Annotated in this window: 23 protein-coding genes; 2 read left to right on the forward strand and 21 right to left on the reverse strand. The window is 37.6% G+C overall.

Translation table 11 applies throughout. The annotated features are described in order from the left end of the window. Positions 1-44: 44 nt before the first annotated feature. The 13 genes from IW510_RS03810 to rlmH form a co-directional block, all read right to left on the reverse strand. On the reverse strand, positions 45-449 hold the full coding sequence (locus IW510_RS03810) for a hypothetical protein (RefSeq protein ID WP_202057083.1): 405 nt from the start codon (positions 447-449) through the stop codon (positions 45-47). Positions 450-624: 175 nt separating this feature from the next. Continuing rightward, entirely contained in the window at positions 625-2,424 is a 1,800-nt protein-coding gene (locus IW510_RS03815; RefSeq protein WP_202057084.1) for a hypothetical protein, read from the reverse strand. Between the two features lie 114 nt (positions 2,425-2,538). Next, positions 2,539-3,303 (reverse strand): hypothetical protein, encoded by a 765-nt coding sequence (locus IW510_RS03820; protein ID WP_202057086.1) that lies wholly within the window; start codon positions 3,301-3,303, stop codon positions 2,539-2,541. Between the two features lie 78 nt (positions 3,304-3,381). Continuing rightward, positions 3,382-3,852 carry a double zinc ribbon domain-containing protein gene (locus IW510_RS03825; RefSeq protein WP_202057088.1) on the reverse strand — a complete coding sequence of 157 codons (471 nt, stop codon included), beginning with the start codon at positions 3,850-3,852 and terminating at the stop codon, positions 3,382-3,384. Beyond that, positions 3,842-4,225, reverse strand: a complete 384-nt coding sequence (locus IW510_RS03830) for a hypothetical protein (RefSeq protein WP_202057089.1) — start codon at positions 4,223-4,225, stop codon at positions 3,842-3,844. Before IW510_RS03830 ends, IW510_RS03825 begins: the two co-directional genes overlap by 11 nt. A 75-nt stretch (positions 4,226-4,300) precedes the next feature. Continuing rightward, positions 4,301-4,885, reverse strand: coding sequence for a DUF1643 domain-containing protein (locus tag IW510_RS03835; RefSeq protein ID WP_202057091.1), 585 nt, complete (start codon positions 4,883-4,885; stop codon positions 4,301-4,303). Between the two features lie 156 nt (positions 4,886-5,041). Next, entirely contained in the window at positions 5,042-5,353 is a 312-nt protein-coding gene (locus IW510_RS03840; protein WP_202057092.1) for a 4'-phosphopantetheinyl transferase, read from the reverse strand. 103 nt (positions 5,354-5,456) lie between these two features. Next, positions 5,457-5,717, reverse strand: a complete 261-nt coding sequence (locus IW510_RS03845) for a hypothetical protein (protein WP_202057094.1) — start codon at positions 5,715-5,717, stop codon at positions 5,457-5,459. 17 nt (positions 5,718-5,734) lie between these two features. After that, on the reverse strand, positions 5,735-6,055 hold the full coding sequence (locus IW510_RS03850; RefSeq protein ID WP_202057096.1) for a DUF960 family protein: 321 nt from the start codon (positions 6,053-6,055) through the stop codon (positions 5,735-5,737). A gap of 94 nt (positions 6,056-6,149) precedes the next feature. Then, positions 6,150-6,278, reverse strand: a complete 129-nt coding sequence (locus IW510_RS21440) for a hypothetical protein (protein WP_269091999.1) — start codon at positions 6,276-6,278, stop codon at positions 6,150-6,152. 121 nt (positions 6,279-6,399) lie between these two features. After that, positions 6,400-7,374 (reverse strand): hypothetical protein, encoded by a 975-nt coding sequence (locus IW510_RS03855; RefSeq protein ID WP_202057097.1) that lies wholly within the window; start codon positions 7,372-7,374, stop codon positions 6,400-6,402. A gap of 93 nt (positions 7,375-7,467) precedes the next feature. Next, positions 7,468-7,920 (reverse strand): hypothetical protein, encoded by a 453-nt coding sequence (locus IW510_RS03860; RefSeq protein WP_202057099.1) that lies wholly within the window; start codon positions 7,918-7,920, stop codon positions 7,468-7,470. A gap of 24 nt (positions 7,921-7,944) precedes the next feature. Next, on the reverse strand, positions 7,945-8,424 hold the full coding sequence (rlmH, locus tag IW510_RS03865; protein WP_202057407.1) for a 23S rRNA (pseudouridine(1915)-N(3))-methyltransferase RlmH: 480 nt from the start codon (positions 8,422-8,424) through the stop codon (positions 7,945-7,947). 558 nt (positions 8,425-8,982) lie between these two features. Here rlmH and IW510_RS03870 point away from each other — a divergent pair. After that, positions 8,983-10,281 carry a S1C family serine protease gene (locus IW510_RS03870; RefSeq protein WP_202057101.1) on the forward strand — a complete coding sequence of 433 codons (1,299 nt, stop codon included), beginning with the start codon at positions 8,983-8,985 and terminating at the stop codon, positions 10,279-10,281. A gap of 225 nt (positions 10,282-10,506) precedes the next feature. Here the strand turns inward: IW510_RS03870 and IW510_RS03875 are convergent, their stop codons facing one another. The 3 genes from IW510_RS03875 to IW510_RS03885 form a co-directional block, all read right to left on the reverse strand. Beyond that, complete coding sequence (locus IW510_RS03875; protein WP_202057105.1) at positions 10,507-11,832, reverse strand: glucosaminidase domain-containing protein; 1,326 nt, start codon at positions 11,830-11,832, stop codon at positions 10,507-10,509. A gap of 34 nt (positions 11,833-11,866) precedes the next feature. Beyond that, positions 11,867-14,791: an LPXTG cell wall anchor domain-containing protein gene (locus IW510_RS03880; protein WP_202057110.1), complete on the reverse strand. Its 2,925-nt coding sequence runs from the start codon at positions 14,789-14,791 to the stop codon at positions 11,867-11,869. A 584-nt stretch (positions 14,792-15,375) separates the two neighbouring features. Next, on the reverse strand, positions 15,376-15,783 hold the full coding sequence (locus IW510_RS03885; protein ID WP_202057112.1) for a hypothetical protein: 408 nt from the start codon (positions 15,781-15,783) through the stop codon (positions 15,376-15,378). Positions 15,784-16,442: 659 nt separating this feature from the next. Here IW510_RS03885 and IW510_RS03890 point away from each other — a divergent pair. Then, positions 16,443-17,336, forward strand: coding sequence for a helix-turn-helix domain-containing protein (locus IW510_RS03890; RefSeq protein WP_202057114.1), 894 nt, complete (start codon positions 16,443-16,445; stop codon positions 17,334-17,336). 139 nt (positions 17,337-17,475) lie between these two features. Here IW510_RS03890 and IW510_RS03895 read toward each other — a convergent pair whose 3' ends face one another. From IW510_RS03895 to pepA, 5 genes are all read right to left on the reverse strand, one after another. Continuing rightward, positions 17,476-17,721 (reverse strand): helix-turn-helix transcriptional regulator, encoded by a 246-nt coding sequence (locus IW510_RS03895; RefSeq protein WP_202057116.1) that lies wholly within the window; start codon positions 17,719-17,721, stop codon positions 17,476-17,478. A 161-nt stretch (positions 17,722-17,882) separates the two neighbouring features. Further along, positions 17,883-18,176: a hypothetical protein gene (locus tag IW510_RS03900; RefSeq protein WP_202057117.1), complete on the reverse strand. Its 294-nt coding sequence runs from the start codon at positions 18,174-18,176 to the stop codon at positions 17,883-17,885. A gap of 69 nt (positions 18,177-18,245) precedes the next feature. After that, positions 18,246-18,857, reverse strand: coding sequence for a YtpR family tRNA-binding protein (gene ytpR / locus IW510_RS03905; protein WP_202057119.1), 612 nt, complete (start codon positions 18,855-18,857; stop codon positions 18,246-18,248). Positions 18,858-19,046: 189 nt separating this feature from the next. After that, entirely contained in the window at positions 19,047-19,364 is a 318-nt protein-coding gene (locus tag IW510_RS03910; protein WP_202057120.1) for a thioredoxin family protein, read from the reverse strand. Between the two features lie 9 nt (positions 19,365-19,373). After that, entirely contained in the window at positions 19,374-20,450 is a 1,077-nt protein-coding gene (gene pepA / locus IW510_RS03915) for a glutamyl aminopeptidase (RefSeq protein ID WP_202057121.1), read from the reverse strand. Between the last annotated feature and the right edge of the window lie 117 nt (positions 20,451-20,567).

Consider the following 20,567-nt stretch of genomic DNA (forward strand, 5'->3'; position numbering starts at 1 on the left):
AAAGGATTCTTTGATTGTTACGCCGCTCTACCGCCTATTTAGTGTTAGCTAGCAATAGCAAGTTTTTCTTTTAGCCCATCTGTAATTGGTACAAAGACAGTGATATTTTGGTACGTTTGTCTAGTCTTAGGAGAGTAGACCTCTTCCGTTCCAATAATGAAAACTTGTCCTACCATTAAATTGAAGTCAATTTCTTGATTGCTTAGGTACTTAGAAATAGTCTGTCTTAACAGCGGTTTAATGTATCCCCAGTCTACCGAACGCATTTGATTATCCAGATGAAAGACCTGTGAGAATGTTTCTTGCGTGTCTATGATTTTGAAAGTAAATCGGACATCTTTGCCAATTTCTTCAAAATGTCTCATGCTTGGCATTTCCTCGTAGTTAACGAGAGTCGCTACTATAAATTTGGTTTTTTTATTGATAATACTTTCTGGTATTTGAATCATTATAAAGTCCTTTCTCAAAGCGCTTTGTATTACTTGTTTTCGATCGATGAGTTAAGAATAATACAGATCTAGCATCGAAGGGCTTCATTCCGAATATAAAAAAAGAAAGCTTGATTTCTCAAGCTTTCCATTTTTATATTTACAATTTTTTGCACTTTTTTGTTTCATGGAATTTTCAAAAAGTGTGCTTTTGACCTGTTTTGAAGCTAAAAATGACATCCACTAAATAGTCTTTTCCTTGAGCTTTTTCAAAAATACCAAAAATTTTCTCTTCAACAATTGAAGGTGAGACGTTGCCTAGACCGCTCGCAATCTCCATTTTATTTTTTACTTCCAATTCATTTTCATAAGCAATTTGCGCATCCATCATAGCGCAATCAAATAATTGCAACTTATACTTACTTAAATACTCACTATCTGAACTATTTTTCTCATCTAAATACTCCTTTTCAAGTTTTTCACGATAATTTTCGACCTTATTTTCTATAGAAAATTCTTTAACCTTCTTTAAAAACAATGAAAAGTCTTTATGAAAATTTTGGATTAACATGCTCTGTTGAAATTCTTTTCTATTATCTTTTTCACTTCTTTTCTGTTTGATTATGTGATTTTCATTAAGACCTGTTTTCCCATACAATGCTAGTTTCTGAATTTGTAATTCTACCCTTCTTCTTTCATTTCTTCCATTTATTTTAGCTATTGAAATATAGGATTGTTGATCTCCGATTTGAGGAAGAAAAATATTATTTTTTCTACAAAATTCTAGTATTTCTATTCTAGTAAAAGGAATATCTGCACCCTTTTTATTTATGATTCCTGTTGTAATATCTATGCGATCAGATAGTTCACTTCTTTCTAGCCTCAATCCATTTCTTTTACATGCTTCATACAGTTCATACAAAGTAAAACATTTATCATAATATTCTTGATACTTTTTTTCCTTCTCAATGCATGACCAATAATAAAAAGAATGTTGATTAGATAAACCAATTAAAACTTGATAATACGGCATAATAGACAGCATGCTCTTTATATATTCTTTACGGTCAATAGTCATACTATTTTCTTTTCTTAATTGCTGAAACAACTCAATTTCTGACAGTATTAACCATTTTAACCATAAAAAGAGACTTGTTCTATTATCTTTTTTCATATTCTCTAATTCATCTATATATTTTCTGTCAGCAAGAAGTATTCTAAATCCCCACATTTTCAGCAAATCTAGCAAGTTAATTGACAACGATAATTCAGAAAAAAATAACTCAAACACTTGAAGTTGTTTTTCCTTGTTAGATTTACAATCACTGCCTCTTTCTCGACTCACTTTGTCATTTAACTCATAATACAATAAGTTTTCAAATGAATAATTTCCTACTTGATACGAGGTATTCATTGTAATTTTTTTATATTCTTGATCAATCTTCTTTTTGGTTCGGTTATCTTTCTTATCATAATTCTTACTCTCATTTTCGATTCTTTGGTATAATTTCTTGACACTTCTCATCCAGACATTTAAATCCTTTAGTACAAACTCATCATTTTTACAGTTCATTTTATAAAATACGGAACTCTGTAAATTACCTTGTATAAATCTTAGGTAATAATGGGAATTATTTTCACACATTGAATCAATAGAACTAAGTAACGCTGCTTCCATAGCAGACTGAACTAAATCTATGGGTCTGTTTTTTTCCAATGCTTTTTTATTTTCTAATGTCGTGACTTTCTTTACCTCTGAATGAAGAAACACCTTAAACAATTCATATGTTAATAATGGAATTTCATATTCTCTGCTATCTTCATTAAAAAATTTCTCTTTAAAATCAATAGCAAAGAGCTTTTCTAAATAATTGATTTCCTTCTCCATACTAGATTGGGACTTGTAACCCATATAATTTCTGAGATCAGATTGCTTTTTTAAGAAATCAGTCGGGTTGCTAAATTCTAGCTTTGAAACATTTGATAAGTTACCCATACAATATCCCCCTAGTAGTTTGATACTTCATTTTATCATAAGTAAATTTAAACTAGGTATTAAACAAATAAAAAGAAGCATTACGTTAACAACACTTCTTTCTATTTTCGTTCTTTACTCTATAACCTCTACATACCCATCTTCATAAACTTTATACAGACCAACATTGGTATCGTCTGCCTTTTTACTGCTCAGGTCAATCAAGTAATAACTTCCTGTTTCATCTTCCTTTTTACCACCCTTAACAAAACAAGTATACTCATCTGCTGACAAATCAAATTTCTTTAATAAGATATCCGTAGCTTCTGTTTCATCAAACGCATTAGACAAATCAGTAGATTCAGTAATTTCATTAATCATTGATGAACTGCTGGAAGCTGTCGTGTTCGATTCTTCTCCTAAAAGTTCCTTATCATGAGGCAAATAAGTTTCAAATTCTTTTTGATAGTGCTCTTTCAGTTCTTTGGCATGGTCAACCAGTCGTTGATCACAATCTTCTTCAATCGTTTTATCTAGTTCAGTCACAATTGTCTCTAAATAGGTGGCTGCTATTTGATTACTATTGGGTATAAAGCGATCATAGTTTTTCTTAGCATTCCCTAAATAAATAATCTGATTTCTTGCCGCTCGAATACTATTGGCATAATCCGCATCATCTGTTGTCGCATCCAATGTATAACTACCGAGGCTTTGCAGTTCCTCTATGTCTTGATACGCTTTTTCATACTCACCAGCCAAAGTGATTTCTATGATGGTCTCATAATCCTTTTTCATTCGTTGGCCTTCTTTACTTAAATTGAACCCGTCTGCCTCTTTTCCACTACAACCAGTAAAAATAAACACGACCATAACCAATGCAAGCATCATTTTCTGTTTCATCTTATTAAACCCTCCTAAAATTTCCCTACTATAGTAAAGAAACAAGATAACTCCACAAAAAGCTATCTTGTCTCAACCTTATTTATTCCAAAAAAATGTCCATTCTTCTAATGACTCCCCTTGATTAATTCGCTTACCTAATTGGTATGCATCCACTGCACCAAATATACTAAATGCAATATTACTTACTACTGGAAGCAACACTCCACAAATAATAGGTGCAATAATCAACGCAATACCTTTCGTTTTTTGTCCATACCAGAGAATTGGTGGTAATCCTGGAATAAGAGCACCTACAATCGTTGCCACGGTCACATTCACTGCTCCTGAAACTGTTGTTTCTTTTGCCATTATACTTGCTCGTTTCAACTTTCTTGGGTTCACGCCACATTGTAGACAAAGCTCTTGATTTGGACCAATCTCATTACCACAACTATAACAATGATTAATTATTTTTCCTTGCCGGACCCCACAGGATGTACAGATTTCTGCCGCCTCATTGATTTCTTTTCCGCAATTTGTACAATAAATACTCTGACTATTTTCCACTTTTCTCTCCTCCATCTTTTTGCGACTGTATCCATCGAGCAACATAAGGAAGAGGTTCTTCCTTACGAGTCATTTGCCGCACCTCTTCTTTCGCTTCACTTAGAAAACGTCTAAGCTGTCGTTCTGAATAGTCAAACGAAAGCGCTAATTGTTGTATTTCTTCTTTTGAAAAGGATTTTCCTTGGTGTAACTCTTTTCGTAAATAGTCCTTAACATAGCCTGAATCCAACAATTTTGTCGGAAAACTTACTGTCAATCCTTTAAAATTTTGATACAACAATAAACAATCATCGATGGATGTTAGTTGGGCAATCGTTTTATAAATGCCATTTAGTCCATCGATATCCTCTGTTTTCTTCACATGTATTTCCATCGCTCCTTTACTAATAAACTAACCTCCTCTAAATTTTACTGGTTCCTCTTTGACATTGCCTGCTCGCCTGACAGGTTATTTGCCATTGTCTTTTACACTTTTTTTGTCATTTGGAAATAACGTCTCTTCCTCTGCTAACTGCCAGTCATTTCTGACTCGTACGTTTAATGGATGCGCAGGAGAACCCGATGAATCAACCAATACTTTAGTCATCTTCTTTTGTTTAGCCGTCAATAACTCATAGTAGATTTTTGCTTGATCCATTGCGAGCTGGTTAGTCTTAGTGATTGAACCACAAGCAAAGATAATTTGTTTCACTCGTTTTTCAGACAATACGGTTTGAAATACCTCTTGGCTATTTTCATCATTGCCGTTTTTAAATGTCGCTGTTCCTTTTGATTCAATTGAAGAAAAAAGATTCACCGCAATAAAGCCTGAGAATCCTAATTTCCGAACATTCTTTTCAATCAATAACATCGTCAAATCTTCACTATAAGGCTCAATGCTTGTCGGTCGAATCGTTAGAACGACAGCCATGGGACTACTTTTTTCTTCTTCAGCCCCTTCATACCATTGTTTTCTGAAAACATACCGATGCTTTCCACTAGCATCATCTGACCATGTTTCTGTTAATGCTGTAACCACTCTCTTTTTTATCATTACGTTCTCCTTATACACTCATTTGAATTTCAATCACACCGACAATAATAGTCGTAATGACGGTACACAATAACTTGAACCATTTCATATTAGTTTTCCTCTCTTTCTATCGCCTCGACGATTACATTTAAGATTTCAACTATCATCTGCCAAAATTCAATCGTTTTCATTTAAGTTTCCTATACTATTCCACCAAATCAATTGCCCATTTTTTAGCAGCCCTCTAATATATTCGTGTTGATTCCTTTCATTGGTAATAAAATAAGCCACATAATCTGCGGCTTCTGCATCTTGATAAATATATGAATGGACCAGTACCCTTTTGGGCAAGGTGTGACAATAGTTCTCTGGGAACAAATTTCCATCTAGTTCGGATTGTTCCAATAAAACAGATTCGTAGCCCCAGTCGTTTTCTGAGGCATTGATGTTAACCTGTTCTTTCAAAATTTCGATTGCTTTGCTTAGCATTTTTCCCCTCCATTTTCCTAGTACAATTCAGTATTTCGTATGCTCACCCGCAATTTTCCAATAAAACCATAACGATTTTACAAGATGATTTTGCAATTTCATTTTACATTTTTGGACTGCTCACCATTGCATTCATTACTTCTTCCAGCTTTACTAGTCGTTGTTCATACTCTTCACAAAACGAGGAGTACACCTTTGAACAAGCATAATACTCTTTCACAATGACCTTTTTATTGACTGGAACCGATTGATTTGAAAAGTAACGTTGAACGGCAAGTAAATACGGTTCCCATGATCGCAGCCGCTCCAGTTCATCTCTGAAATCAAGAATCTTCTGGTAGGGAATCTGTTTAATACATTCCATCTGTTCTACTCCTCTAGTTAGTATTCTTCTGGTAGCAACATTGTTTGATTCACTGAGTCATCAATGACCCAAAGTTTATTGACTTGAAATTCTGACAATGCTTCTGTGATTTTTACTTCATGATAGCTAATGAAAAATGGTTGTTCTTGTCGATGGACGATTTCAATTGCTTGGCGTTGATTGTCTCGGTTGAATTCAAAAATTTGTAGGTAATCTAGCTTTATTTCTGCTTCGCTCACTTTTTTGTCAATAAGCTGCCAGCAATATAACTGAATTTCTTTTGGTACCTGTTCATTCACTCCCCTCGTGATATAGCGATTTTCTTTAGTTTTAAACATTTATTCACTCCTTTAAGCACAAAAATAGACCAGTCATCGATTAATGATGATTGGTCTTCATAGTTATAATATATAATTATGATTTGTACTATTTCTATTTTCTCTTTTGTCCAGTATCAGAACGCTTCTTTCTCCATTCACCTGAACTTTTTCTTGTTCTATTCTCACCTGCAGTTGGACCAGTCTTTACAATAGGGCCTTTTGTATCTTTTGGACTAGGCATAGATTTTCCTCCTTGGATATATTACTATTTACTTTATTTTACTATGCCTTATCCATTTTTGATAGCCCTTCCAAAAAATAAGAATTTAATATAGCTAAAAGTACAATACCACAAGAACAGATTATCCGTCTCTATTATGATTTCGTTGATTACTTTTCAAATTTTGAAACAAATTTAGTTTAATGGCACCAAACCGTTTCAATTCCGTAAGAAAATCTACTATTAACTGCCACCTAACCAATAAATCAGACCCAGGATCAGGATAATTAATACCATTATGCATCTCCATCATCGTAATTACCATTGGAGTTAATATAGGAATTTTGTATAAATACATTTCTTTAATTTTATCATCTGCACAAAGGAAAGTTTTCAAGTCATACCCTTCTTTTATTATGAAAGTTGATTTTTTTAAATCTACAAGAGTGAAACCTATTCCATCATATTGAATTTCAGAAAATCGTATTTGTTTTCCACCAGATATATCAAGAGTCATAAAACTTTTTATTACGTTATGAGGGATATTGTCACCAATAATATCATTAGGAATTTTGGTTTTAGCATCTTGTGATAACCCAATCGGAAGATAGTAATTCATAATAATTTGGTAGTCTTCATGCGGAAAAAAATTGTTTTTCGGGTCGCTAAGATAACCTCTTACCGCATCTAAGAATGGTTTATCCATTGAATCGTTTTCTCCATTTATACTAAAAAACATTGCTACAACTTCTTTTGCAACTCTAATCGGATTTATTTTCTTCACTGAATATGTTAAACTATCCGTTCCTTTCTTTGCATTTATGTTTCCATAAAGAAAATTTCTGTTGTCTTCTGCAAACTTGATGTATTCCTTAACATACTCACTACCAAAAAAGCTATTGCATTCACCACATAGCGTATAATGTACATTTCCTTGCGGTTTTCTTTTAATCCCCTTTGGAAAATCTCCTTTTGTAAAATCCGCTTTAAGAAAATCTTCAAAATTTCCAGTTCGTGTCTTTTTATCGCCAGTATTTCCTAATCTTCTAGGTGGTACATGCTCTTTAGTAAGTTCAGTTTGTTTCTCACATAAAATACAATTTCCTTTCACCTTCATAGTCTCCTTTCAAAAGAACCTTCGCTCCCCAATTTAATGGCGATCAACATACGTTTTTTAGCTATTCTTCAACTCCATTACTTATATTACTTTTTAAAAGTAAGAAACAGGTAACGAGGAAACTGGAATATCCGTATTTTTTCTCTCTTCATCATCCAATCCTCGATACCAATACAAATCAGTTAGTAGTATCTCGGCAAAAATATCTTCGATTTCTAAATCAATTTCGCCTATACTATAAATTAGTTTTGCCTTCTTTTCTTCTTCACAGCTTAAAGCTAAGAAAATTTTACCATTAAGACTAGAGAAATCATTAACATCTTGGAGATCATTCTCCCAGTCATGCCAATTCAACATTTTTTTAACCGTTATAACTAATTTTTGTTCGCCATTAGATACAAAAACACCCTTCGTATTATTGTTTTCTAAAAAACAAAAGACTCCATCAAACTTAATTATAAGTAAATGATTTTTAAATACCGCATCTGTGATAGTCATATCGTGAAATGAAATGTATTCCATCGTCTTGTATACCCGTTTATCCATCAGTCATCCTTTCAAAAAATATCCCTATTTATGATACGGTTCCCCCTTCTGTATCCGAAATGCCCGGTATATCTGTTCCACTAAAATCAGGCGCATCAGCTGGTGTGGATAAGTCATTTTACCAAAGGAGATTTTCTGATTGCTTCTATTTAATACCTTGTCGCTGAGTCCTAGTGAACCGCCGATGACGAAGGCAAGATTGCTTTTGCCTGAGATGCCGAGCTTTTCGATGTCGCGGGCAAATTCTTCACTGCTGGGCTGTTTGCCATCGATCGCTAAGGCAAACAGGTAATCGCCATCGGAAAGCTTGGACAGGATGCGTTCGCCTTCCTTGTCTTTGACTTGGATCATTTCGGCGTCACTGAGTTTTTCCGGTGCTTTTTCGTCCGGGACTTCAATGACTTCGACTTTGCTGTAGCTTTGCAGTCGTTTTAGGTATTCGTTTATGCCTTGCACAAGGTATTTTTCCTTCAATTTGCCGACGGTTATTATTTTAATTCGCATTTTTTCACATCTTTCCGAGTTTTTCTCATAATCTTTATCAACAATTTTATCACGAAGAGTTTTCGTATTCCACAGTATTTCCACAAAGTTATACACATATACACAGACTTATCCACAGGTTCCATCCTCATTCAGGGTTATTTTTACAACTTTTTCAATACAAACACATATTCCCATACAAATTTATACACATTATCCACAAACCTGTGGATAACTTTTCGTCGTTTTTTCCACATGTTTCTTCTTTATTTTTTCATAAATCTGGGAATTTTTTTCTCATCTATATGAAATTTTACTCATGTTGTTCATAAAAAGTTCAAAGCTCTCTTGTAGACTAATAGTGTCAAGAAAAGCTATACTAGTATATGAGTCCTGATGAACTTTGTGATTAGAATCTTTTACAGGATTTATATATAATAAGAATGAAGCTGCCTGACTTTCACGAAACTGATTACTACTATTTGTCTTTTATACAGTAGCTGTCCTTTGTGCAAGTATGAGGTTAGCGAAATTCCTACTACTAGTTAATGAATAATAATATATCGGAGGATGTTACTAATGGATAGAAAAGACGTTACACCTAACTCAAATAAAAATAAAAATGGATTAATGAAAAAACTTGGAATCGGGATTGCCGGCGGATTGATCGGTGGTTCTCTAGCATTTGGCGGCTTGTACGCTGTAACAGATATGGGCAACAACAACAATACAACGACTTCAGAGCTGACGCCTGAAGACAACAGTGGCGATACAAAAGTCAGCAATGTCAATGTGAATGTAAACAGTGATATCACAAAGGCTGTGGATAAAGTTCAAAATGCGGTAGTCTCAGTTATCAACATGCAAAGTGCCAGCCAAAATACTTCTGGATTATATGGCGGATTATTCGATGAGCGGGGACAAAACGGGAACTCTGACTCAGATACTGCCGATGATGATGCAGATTTAGTAGCTGCCAGTGAAGGTAGTGGTGTGGTTTACAAGAAGGACGGCGATACTGCCTATATCGTGACGAACAATCACGTAGTTAGTGGTGCTCAAGGTCTGGAAATCGTTCTTCACGATGGCACAAAGGTTCAAGGTGAACTGGTCGGAACAGATTCTTATACCGACTTAGCCGTTATCAAAGTAAAATCTGATAAGATTGATGCCGTTGCTGAATTTGGTAACTCTGACAGCTTGAAAATCGGTGAGCCGGCTATTGCGATTGGTTCTCCACTAGGATCAGATTATGCAAACTCAGTGACACAAGGGATTATCTCTTCTGTTAACAGAAATATCACCAATCAAAATGATGATGGCGAAACAATCAATATCAATGCCATTCAAACGGATGCAGCAATTAACCCAGGGAACTCCGGTGGTCCTTTAGTAAACATCGAAGGACAGATTATCGGAATCAACTCTGTTAAAATCGTTCAATCCAGCGACTCTGTCAGCGTAGAAGGAATGGGCTTTGCGATTCCTAGTAACGATGTAGTGAACATCATCAATCAATTGGAGAAAGACGGCAAAGTAACTCGTCCGGCACTAGGCGTGACAATGGTTGACATGACGAATATCTCTACACAGCAAAGAGAACAGATTCTGAAAACACCGGAAGATTTAACAACAGGCGTCGTGATTCGTTCCGTTCAAACAGCAACACCGGCTGAAGAAGCAGGTCTTGAAAAATACGATGTCATTACTGAAATCGATGGCGAAGCAATCGAAACAACAACTGATTTACAAAGCGCTCTTTACAATAAAAAAGTAGGCGACACAATGGAAATCACTTACTACCGTCAAGATAAAAAACAAACTGCGACAGTGAAGCTGACGATTGATCAGGATGCACTGCAGCAAACACAAGAATAACATATACTATGTATCAGAGCTTGGGCGCATTCCCAAGCTCTTTTTTCTTAAAATCGAACAAATGAAAGAGACTTCCGAATCGTTTCTTCCAAAAAAAAAAATTGAACACACACAAATTTATAAATGTTGCAGCCTACTGCTTAAAATCCTCTACTGCACTTACTAAATACAGGATTTTAAACCCAAGTAATCACTTAAATACAGATGCTTCTATACAATCTATTTTTATTTCGGTGTAATATATGTCAGCTTTGCCGCTTCACTAGCGGTAAGTGTTCGAAAAGACACAATACCGATACCGAGGACATTCATTTCTGAAAGTAAAACTGAGCCATCTGGATTGATACGCTCCACGAAAGCCACGTGGCCATAAACTGGGTGAGCAGACAATACACCACGTTGAAAACAAGCAGCGGTGCCAACCTTAGGCATAGCGCTAACTAAATAGTTTCTGGATCTGCCTGTATTATCCCACTGATTACCATTCCCCATATCCAAATCGATTGAACCACCTAGCTGAGTAATTCGGTTATACACATACTGGGTACAATTCCCTGCAGCATACTGATTCCTACTGTCATAGTTTACTTGGTTATACGGTGGCAATGTAAGCTCGGTTGAGATTGCTGCTGATGTGCTGGTGCCTTCTTTTTCCAGCTCCAACTGCTCTGGCTTTTCCCTGTCATACCTATCTAGCTCATAGACTTCAATTAGTCGGATGAGTTTATTCCCATATGCTCGATCTGTTGCATAGGTTCCTGTCAAAGCCTTTGCTGCGTGTTGATACGTGCCCGCCTGGCTTTTCCAAACTTTCTGATAGATATGCTCATTCCATAGGACGCCCTGCTTCAATAACTTCGCATAATCCTCGAATGATTCTTCGTAGCTTGGGTACGAACGAAAGGCCGCTTCAATTTTATAGTAGCCCTCATCACTATCTTCATATGTTGAAAATACAACCTTCTGCCCTTCATATTCTCCTTTGATTCCAAACAGATTGTAGTGAGGCTCTTGACTCAGCTTACTTGTTCCGCTGCCGCTTTCCAGAATTGCCTGTGCCAGCATAATCGATGCAAATAAATCATGCTCTTGTGCCACCGTCCTAGCTTGTTCGCCTAACGAAAGGATAAATGCTTCCGTATCCTTTGTCTTTATAAATGTTTTATCTGAAAATGCAGAACTGTCATTTTTTGCAGCCTTTTCAGGAATTTCCGGTGCTCCCTCTGTTGAAGCACCTGTTTCAGTTTTTTCAAACGACGGTCTAGTTTCCAGGGAGGCTTCCGACTGTGATTCATCAGTCGAAGTCGTTGTCGTTTCTGTAGTTGTCTCTGTTGTCGTTTCTTGGGTTTCTGAGGATATTTCTGTTTCTTCTGTTGAGGACTCTTCAGTTTCAACAGTTGCTTCTTCTGAGGAATCCGTTGTCTCTTGACCTTCTTCCACTATCGACGGCGCCGAAGAACTGTCGGTGATGCTTTCTGAAAATGCCGAGACCGGAAAACAACTGATAATAAGCAAACCAATCGAACAGAGAGAGAAAATTTTTTTATTCATCGTACAGCTCCTTTGCTCATTTGATTGATGTGTTCTAGACAACGTCATTTTTTCTTTTCCAAATTATCACCATCCCAGCCGAAAACAGCAGAAGAACAGCAGCCAAGCTAAAGGCCAGCTCATTCTTTTCTCCGGTGCTAGGTAATGAATAAGAAGATGTTGGCGAACTGCCGTTTACTGGAAGAGATACGGTTGCTGCGGGTTTTTCTTTTTCTTTGTAAAAAACAGTCTGACCGTAGTCGCCCTTTCCGTCATGCTTACAGTAAAGGTCTGTCTTTTCCTCATCGTTATACGCCGCCTCATCAAAATAAACATTCTCGTTTTGGATTGTATTTGCCGGAATCACTGTTTTAACCAAAACCTTACCAGAGCCATCAATAATCAATTCGCCTTCAAATTCATCATAGACAGTCCCTGTCTTTTCTCCGACCAACTTAGTGACCAATGTTTTCCCTTCGGCAAAGTTCTCACTAATTGAAATTTCGTCATAAAAAATATTTTCTACCGTTGGATCAAATTCTTTGCTTTGGTTATTCACATAGGCCTGTGTGCCCATTTTAGGCTCTTCTGTTTTATAGAATAATGTCTGCCCATAATCTCCTTTTCCATCATGCTCACAATAAAGGTCTGTTTTTTCTTCGTCATTATAGGCTGCTTCATAGAAATAAACATTTTCCTTCTGGATAGTATTCGCAGGAATCACTGTTTCTACCAATACCTTCCCTGTACCATCAACAATCAGCTCACCTTCAAACTCGTCGTAGACAGTCCCAGTTTCTTCTCCAATCAACGTTGTAACCAGCGTTTTCCCTTCGGCAAAATATTCACTGAGTGAAATTTCATCATAAAAGACATTTTCTACCGTTGGATCAAAGGCTTTTCCGCCATTGTTCACATAGGCCTGTGTACTCATCTTAGGTAGTACAGGTGCATTCGTCCAATCCGTGGTCGTCTGTTGTTCATCATGAATCGTAATGAAGCGTGTTTCTGTTTCGCCTTCCGTTTGGATATAGCCATCAGGGAATTTTACTTCTGTTACTTTATAAACACCTTCCGGAAGTCTAAAGACTGTCGCAGCGGTTTCTGTTGTAAACTGGAAATGAACATTTCGATTGTATTCAGAAACACCTTCAATATAAAATTCTGCTCCCGCAAGATTGACAAACGTAAATTTATCTCGCTTGTTGAAGGTCCACTCTCCTGTTTTTGGTACATTTCTGATGGTTCCTATATCATAGGTAATTATTTTTTCCGTATTACTGCCGTACGGAATTGCAAAGGTCGTTTGTACCTCGGAAGGCTCCCGATAGCCCGCCTCAACATTTTTTTCAATTAACTGGTACTCGTTTTGCAGACCGCCGTAGAAAGTCACATTAGACGCAAAGTTGCCATCCTGATCAGTCGTCAAAGTATCAATGAGCTTCCCATGATTCCCAACAATCGTTGTCAAATCAGGTAAGGTGATTGTTGCGCTCGCTACCTTTTGCTCAAACGTAATGCCTTCAGCGAATTCTTCATAATAGACTGGCTTTCCCTGTGCCATTGTTTCCCACTCGTCTAAATATTCCTTTATTTTCTTTCCTTTTAGCTTAAATTCTTGAATCTCATTAGTAACGACAATCTCTACTGTTTTTCCTGCTTCGATTGTAAAGTCAAATGTTCCCGTTACAGTGGCATAACCACCTGGCGCCTTGACCTCGGTTACTCTGCCAGTTGTGCCATGAAGCAGTTCCCCCTTGTATTTTGCGATCCCGCTATTGTCCGTTGTAAAATGAACCGTTTCTCCTGTTGAAAGCTCCACCTTGAACTCTACGCCGGGAATTGGCAGACCTGTTACATCCGATTTTTTGTAAATTTGAAAATCGCCATTTCTGACCGTAAACTTCGCACTGATTTCCGTAGAAATTGGTGTACTATGCTCATCTTCACCTGTAGTAACAAGATTCTGATACGCAGCATCCTCTGGCACATATTTGATAACTACCTTCCTTTTCAGATTCGTAGATACGCCAATGTTTACCGTTCCATCATAGCTAGGTGAAGCGAGTAACTTGAAACTTGTTGTCTGGTCCAGCGTATGTGTGCCTGAATTCAATAGTTGGCCATCACTCGTTAATGCACTGATTTCTGGCGGTAAGGTAATAGTGTATTGTACGCCGCTGCTATCCGTTTCCGGCACATACCAGTCTGTTTCCTGACGTTGTTCTGCTTGATTGTAGGTAGCTTCCTGATAGCTATTCGGAAAACTAAACCTGCCGATTGGTGCTTCTTTACGAGCTGCCATATCCAGCAGATACGCCACATTACTGTCCGTTGTCACACGGCTGTCATTGAAAAGCTGGATGCCTTGATACGTACTTCCTAAGTGAGCGTTCAGCGCCGCAAATACATCCACGTAATTATTACCGGATACCCAATTATTCTGTAAGGCAAAATACAAAATATTGTAAAGCTCTTCGTTGTCATAGGTCGTTTTCGTGTAGTGCTGACCTGACGGAAACTCAAGATCCGGGTCAATACACCAGACTACCGCTCCATCAACGGTAATAATCGGTGTTTTGATTGGGTAATCACCGCCATACTCTTTTCTTTCACCGCCATCACTGATTCCTATTTCTCTCAAGAGACTTGGACCATTGGAATAGCTGATAATGCGTCCGTCATTTGTATAGCCCCAGTAATTCCCCACAATAGTGTTCGGTACTGACGCCTCTGTTTCCGATTGAATTGACGGTAATGGATTAAATTGCTCAAACGGCAGTTGATTCGTTTCTAATCTGTCTGTATTATCTTCCTCTGCTTGAGCATCATCAGCTTCCTCCACCTGTATCACTTCTGTCGAGGATTGTGTCGGTTCTATAGCTCCTTGCTCTGCCAATGCTTGAACCGGTGCAATCATAAACTGTGTCGTCATCAGCAAGGTTGAGAATAGTGTTACGGCTTTTTTTCGTATCTTCATTTGATTTCCTCCTAATTTTTTATTTATCCCATTCCATTTCTGATAAGTCCGGCGGTTCTCTACTTCTCTTCATAATCACTCTCCCTAACATTAAGCCAAAACAAAACAGGCCATCAAATGTTTCAATGCCCTGTTCTTTACGGATAAAAACGGAACCGGTGGAAGCACTGTTTCGCTTCCGCCGGTTCCATTTCTATCTCTATTCAATTATTCAATCCACACATATTCTTTAGTCAGCTACTCTTATTCACAACAACGGTATTATGCTCTATCTAAACAAACGACAGGCTGCCAGCTATATAGCCGCAGCATTTTTATATAAGAATTCACACGCTCGTTTTAAGCAACCGGAAACGAAAACTCTAGCAAAGTCGGATATTTTGCTCCCTCATATGGAGATCCTTGCAAAATCTTTGCATGATGGTGCAGAAGTATACTGCACTGTGACACACCAGACTTATATATGCTGGTTACTCCAAACCCTTTAGTAGTCACGCTGATTAGTTTGAAGAGGTCTCTTATCAACCTAGTCTATTCAATTATGGAGCATTCTTGCCCTCGTTCTTTTATTCCTTTTAGACAGCCTAAAGCTGCTCATAACAATAGGCATTCCTTTTCTGCAGCCATACCGTATAGTCCTGACCTTCAAGCATCGCAGCTTTGCGTTCAGTTTCAGTCAATTCGTACTTTCTTTTTATAGGTGCCTGTTTTAACCGATTTTCTGCCGTACTCAGTAAAAGTCCTGCTCTTTCCATACGCTTTCCAATAATCGTTCCCTTTCCGTCCATCAATAACTTGATTTCAGGATAGATGAGCTTTGTTGCTACGGGTTGCCCAATTTCCTGCTTTTGCCGCTCTCCTTTATCAAATAGGTAAATAAAGCGTCTGGCCTCTTGCTGATAAATCTGCCAAAAACTCTTGTTGAACAGCTGGACAGTTACATGATTTAATCGTTCTACATCTTTTTGCTGGATAGGAAATTTTTTTGCCATTCCATCACCTTTCTTTAGCCAAAAAACTTTTGCAGATAGAAACTTACCAGCTTACTCATATGACTTTATTCTCCATTTCTCAGTATAAATGAATAAGCGCATTTCTTTAGCAGCTCATTCATACAAAAAAATAAAAATCACCTTCTGCACCTGTTCTTTTTATTGTTTACTTGTTATAATATTAACATTGCAAAAAGTGCAGCAAAGGCCTCGTGCCATTTCTGCTTTTGCATGAGTTCAGAGACAAAATACTGCGATAACAACCAGATATCCAGCTGTGGCAACAACGGGTATTCTAAAACAGTAATTGTTTTTTTACTCAATTATCATTTATCCTTTTAAAGAGCTGGTAAGGCTCCCGATAAACCCTGTGAAAAAACAGGACGAATCAAAAAATAAGCAGCTGACAAAAGCTGGTTTGATTATACGTTGATACCTCTTAGCGACTTTTCCGTTGATTTTTTCTAATCTGAAAATGTCGCTTTTTATCAGCTTTCTCCAAAAAATATTTTTCTTTATTTGTAATGTTTTTCTTTTATTTGATTATTATTATAATACAAAATAAAGATAAATAAAACAGTTTTTTACAATTTATTTTTATAAATGATTTTTCTTATAAAAATGTCTCATACTTTTCCACTAATTGAAAGGGGTTTATTATGCAAATCGGAGAGATTATTCGTTTTCTACGTACACATAAAAAAATGAGTCAATCAGAAGTAGCAGCGTATTTAGATGTTCGTGTCATGAATATTTCAAACTGGGAACGAGGTATCAGCCAACCTCCTGCCGAGAAAATAAAGGAGTTTTCTCAGTTATTTCAAGTCTCGATTGATACGCTCTTTGGTCGAACGACTTTAGAAAGCTTTACAAATCAAAATATTTATGAAATTCGTGATCTTGCGTTAGAGCTTCAAACTGTCATGAATGACTTGAAAAAGGAAGATATCGATCGTATTTTTCGTTTTGTCTATGACTTGAAAATTATGAACCTTAGAAAACAATTTAACTATGATGCCTTCGAGGTTGAAAGCAGCATCAAACTGTTGCTTCAACAGTCCAATAATGCCGTCTATGAATTGGCTAAATATTGTAAGCGGCTTGTTGATGAATTTGGTGCGATTCATGGAAATAATCAGAAGCAGCTGCTATTTGATAGTGTGCTTCTTGTTGAATTGAAGCAGGAAAATACCCCTGAATTCAAAAATGTTCAGCGAGGAATTTATGAAGAGCTGCTGCCGCTTGATTTATTCATCATCGCTTGGCGTAAAGGGGATACTTCCTTAAAAGAAATGGCAGAGCGATTTAATGTCAGCTACGAATTTGTGCTTGAGGCAACAGCCTATTACAAAACAGCTCAAGGGGATACCTGCTCGGTCAATGATTACTTTATCAATTTTCAACAGACTCTTACCACAGATTGGTTAACTATCACAGAAAAATCTGATGTTGAGCTGGCAGAGCCTCGAGAAGTATTTCCAGTAAGCAAGCTGACTGAAGCTATCCTTCTAAACAGAGCTGTGGATTCTTACTCCAAAGAAGCAGGCATATAAGACCTTGCCAATCACCGTTCTTTCCAGAAAAAATACCGATACACAGAAAAACGAAGAAAGAAGGCAAACGAGCAGCCTTTTTTCTTCGTTCTTTTCTTATTTAACTCCTCTTAGGCTGGAAGATTCACCAATCTTATCCTCAGCAAGAATCTAAGAACATCTCCTTCACTTCCACATGAAAAAAATCAGTAATGACAATCCCCAGTTCCAGAGATGGACTATAGCTTCCTGCTTCAATTGCTCGAATCATCTGCCAAGAAACCACTTTTTTCCTTCCCTTTTTTTTCAAGTACAGTTGCTCTACCTCCTCTGCCAACTCCTGATAAGTCAATGCCCAACGCTCCCTAAATTCTTTCAAACGATTCTTTTTTTGTTCTTTTTTCACGTAAATTCCCTTTCTAAAAAATAATGTCTTTATTCATCCTGTAAAATTCTTTCCTATACATGGCGTTGATACAATGCCTTGTGCCTCCAAATATAGGTGCACCTGCCAAAAATCGTATTAGTCCCATGAAAAACGCAACTGCCTCCAAAAACTGTGACTATTCAGCTCTCGACATCAATTGCTCCCCCATACTCATATAATCGGACAAACAAAATAATTAGGTGCCCATTTCTTTTACAAGATTTATCTATATAAAACGCTTCGGCAAAATCAGTAGTCAAAAACACGCTGCGATAGAAATCGTGCTGCTTGGTTCTTTCTACAAAGAGCTGTCGCTTCCGTCGATGTATCATTCGAGTATAATAAGACTGAAACACCTTCGTTCTTCCTACAATCAGCTCTTCTGCAGCACCTTCAAAATACCAAAATAAAAAAACTGAGATATTCGTTATCATGTGCAAAGACACACTGTAAACAACATCTCAGTTCTTTTATCTTAAGTGCTAAAAGGCTATTCTTGATTCTTACTCCGCTGAAAACGGCTCCCCAACCTTTGCATCAAATGGCAGCTCCAAAATCCCTTTTTTCTCAGGAGCGTTCGGCACATTCAACTCTCTTGCAGAACAAATCATTCCCAGACTCTCTACGCCACGCAACTTACCTGGCCAAATCATCAGTCCATCCGGCATCATCGCACCTGGCTTTGCAACAACGACCTTTTGGCCGGCTTTGATATTCGGTGCACCGCAGACAATTTGTAGCACTGTGCCATTATCTACCTCAGTTTGTGTGATAGATAAATGATCGGAATCCGGATGCTTCTTGCAGGATTTAACAAAGCCAATCACGATTTTAGGTTCATGGTCTAACACCAGTGTTTCTGAAAAACCGTCCTTAGCAATCGCTGCATTCAACTTATCCAGTTGTTCCCGAGACAAATCGATTTGACCTTGTCCTTTAATTTCACCTAAAATGGTCGACACCTCAAAAATATTCCAAGCCACGATTGTACCATCTGTTGTAGTGACCTTCGCTGTATTGCCTTTACGTTCAACATGATTTTCCTGTCCTTGATCATCAGCTACGATAACCATTAGTACATCGCCAACATGCTCTTTATTATAAGAAAAAATCATTTCTTTGCCTCCTCATTTTTTCATTCTGTTCCATCTTAACAAAAAAGCGTGTATCTGCCTATCTGTTTTATGGGAAAATTCTTTTCTAAGTGAACCAAGCGCTCAAAAAATGACTGGGCGTTTGTCAATCGAACATGACAGCCCAGCCACTTTTGACAGGATGAACAGGAACAGTAGATTCGTTCCTTGTCAGACTGTCAAGCCCTTCAGAAATTCTGTAATTTCTGCTTTTGTTTTACGATCCTTATTTACCAGACGTCCTAGCTCTTTGCCATTATCCAAAACGACAAAGCTTGGAATGCCAAAAATATTCCATTTTGCCGCAACGTCGATATAATCATCGCGGTCAACTTCAATAAACTGATAATCTGGAAATGCTTCCTCAATTTCAGGTAATGCCGGCTTGATAAAACGGCAGTCCCCGCACCAATCTGCGGTGAAAAAGAAAACGTTCTTGCCATTTTCAACAAAACCAGCCAGCTCTTCCAGCGATTTCGGTATAATCATCTATGTGTCCTACTTTCCGTAAATAATTGTATTTACTGTTGTACGGTCTAAGCCCTTCAACACTTGAATCAGCATTTCTCTTGCTGCTTCAAAGTCTTTGATACTAAACATCGTTTGATGCGTATGGATGTAGCGGCCGCAAACCCCAATCACTGAGCTTGGTACGCCATCATTTGTTGTATGCGCAGCACCAGCATCTGTACCACCTTTCGATACAAAGTATTGGTAAGGAATATTATGTGTTTCTGCTGTATCAAGTAAGTATTCACGAACACGTGGCAAGGTAATCATGCCTGGATCAAAAATACGCAGTAATGTGCCTTCACCAAGATGACCAAAGGTGCCTTCTTTGGTTTGAATATCATCCGCTGCTGAACAGTCTACAGCAAAGAATAAATCCGGTTTAAATTTGTGGACAGATGGTTTAGAACCTCTCAAGCCAACCTCTTCCTGTACATTCGCTCCAGCGATTAAGGTATGTCCCAATGTCTCATTTTGCAAGGCTTCCAGTGCTTCTAACACTAAGGTACAGCCGTAACGATTGTCCCAAGATTTAGCGATAATGTTTTTGCCGTTCGCTGTCTTGATTGTTTCGGTTTGCGGTACGATTGTATCTCCAGGACGTACACCAAAGCTTTCTGCTTCTTCTTTTGATTCGAAGCCGGCATCAAACAATACATCTGTTACTTCCAGTTGTTTTTGTCCGCTGGTTCCACGCAACAAATGTGGCGGAATAGACGATGAGATACATGGATAATTGCCTTTCGCCGTTTTCAATGTGAAACGTTGCGCAGAAACAACATATGGATTCCAGCCGCCTAAAGGCACCACACGGAACAGTCCATTGTCCTGAATCTGTGTCAGCATAAAACCAACCTCATCCAAATGCGCAGCTATCATCACTCGTGGTGCATCATTTTCCTTCGCACGTTTGATTCCAAAAATACCGCCCAGACCATCATACTGGACTTCATCTACTAAAGGCGTCATATGCTCTTTCATATATGCTCGAACGTCTTCTTCGGCTCCGCTGGTTCCTTGAAGTTCTGTCAATTCCTTGATTCGTAAAAATGTTTTGTCATCCATTTTTTTGACCTCCGCCTTGTTTTTTCCTTGAAACAAACGAAATTTTTTTGATAAAAACTATCAATGTCGCTTATTTCTCTCATTCCTGAGATTTCTCATTTATTATAACGCAAAATT

The organism is Enterococcus sp. BWR-S5, from assembly GCF_016745255.1.
GTDB lineage: Bacteria > Bacillota > Bacilli > Lactobacillales > Enterococcaceae > Enterococcus_L.

Bases quoted from the DNA above. Each gene is read 5' to 3' on its own strand.
- IW510_RS03810 (WP_202057083.1), bottom strand. From the start codon at position 449: ATGATTCAAATACCAGAAAGTATTATCAATAAAAAAACCAAATTTATA.
- IW510_RS03815 (WP_202057084.1), bottom strand. From the start codon at position 2,424: ATGGGTAACTTATCAAATGTTTCAAAGCTAGAATTTAGCAACCCGACT.
- IW510_RS03820 (WP_202057086.1), bottom strand. From the start codon at position 3,303: ATGAAACAGAAAATGATGCTTGCATTGGTTATGGTCGTGTTTATTTTT.
- IW510_RS03830 (WP_202057089.1), bottom strand. From the start codon at position 4,225: ATGGAAATACATGTGAAGAAAACAGAGGATATCGATGGACTAAATGGC.
- IW510_RS03835 (WP_202057091.1), bottom strand. From the start codon at position 4,885: ATGATAAAAAAGAGAGTGGTTACAGCATTAACAGAAACATGGTCAGAT.
- IW510_RS03840 (WP_202057092.1), bottom strand. From the start codon at position 5,353: ATGCTAAGCAAAGCAATCGAAATTTTGAAAGAACAGGTTAACATCAAT.
- IW510_RS03845 (WP_202057094.1), bottom strand. From the start codon at position 5,717: ATGGAATGTATTAAACAGATTCCCTACCAGAAGATTCTTGATTTCAGA.
- IW510_RS03850 (WP_202057096.1), bottom strand. From the start codon at position 6,055: ATGTTTAAAACTAAAGAAAATCGCTATATCACGAGGGGAGTGAATGAA.
- IW510_RS21440 (WP_269091999.1), bottom strand. From the start codon at position 6,278: ATGCCTAGTCCAAAAGATACAAAAGGCCCTATTGTAAAGACTGGTCCA.
- IW510_RS03855 (WP_202057097.1), bottom strand. From the start codon at position 7,374: ATGAAGGTGAAAGGAAATTGTATTTTATGTGAGAAACAAACTGAACTT.
- IW510_RS03860 (WP_202057099.1), bottom strand. From the start codon at position 7,920: ATGGATAAACGGGTATACAAGACGATGGAATACATTTCATTTCACGAT.
- rlmH (WP_202057407.1), bottom strand. From the start codon at position 8,424: ATGCGAATTAAAATAATAACCGTCGGCAAATTGAAGGAAAAATACCTT.
- IW510_RS03870 (WP_202057101.1), top strand. From the start codon at position 8,983: ATGGATAGAAAAGACGTTACACCTAACTCAAATAAAAATAAAAATGGA.
- IW510_RS03875 (WP_202057105.1), bottom strand. From the start codon at position 11,832: ATGAATAAAAAAATTTTCTCTCTCTGTTCGATTGGTTTGCTTATTATC.
- IW510_RS03880 (WP_202057110.1), bottom strand. From the start codon at position 14,791: ATGAAGATACGAAAAAAAGCCGTAACACTATTCTCAACCTTGCTGATG.
- IW510_RS03885 (WP_202057112.1), bottom strand. From the start codon at position 15,783: ATGGCAAAAAAATTTCCTATCCAGCAAAAAGATGTAGAACGATTAAAT.
- IW510_RS03890 (WP_202057114.1), top strand. From the start codon at position 16,443: ATGCAAATCGGAGAGATTATTCGTTTTCTACGTACACATAAAAAAATG.
- IW510_RS03900 (WP_202057117.1), bottom strand. From the start codon at position 18,176: ATGATAACGAATATCTCAGTTTTTTTATTTTGGTATTTTGAAGGTGCT.
- ytpR (WP_202057119.1), bottom strand. From the start codon at position 18,857: ATGATTTTTTCTTATAATAAAGAGCATGTTGGCGATGTACTAATGGTT.
- IW510_RS03910 (WP_202057120.1), bottom strand. From the start codon at position 19,364: ATGATTATACCGAAATCGCTGGAAGAGCTGGCTGGTTTTGTTGAAAAT.
- pepA (WP_202057121.1), bottom strand. From the start codon at position 20,450: ATGGATGACAAAACATTTTTACGAATCAAGGAATTGACAGAACTTCAA.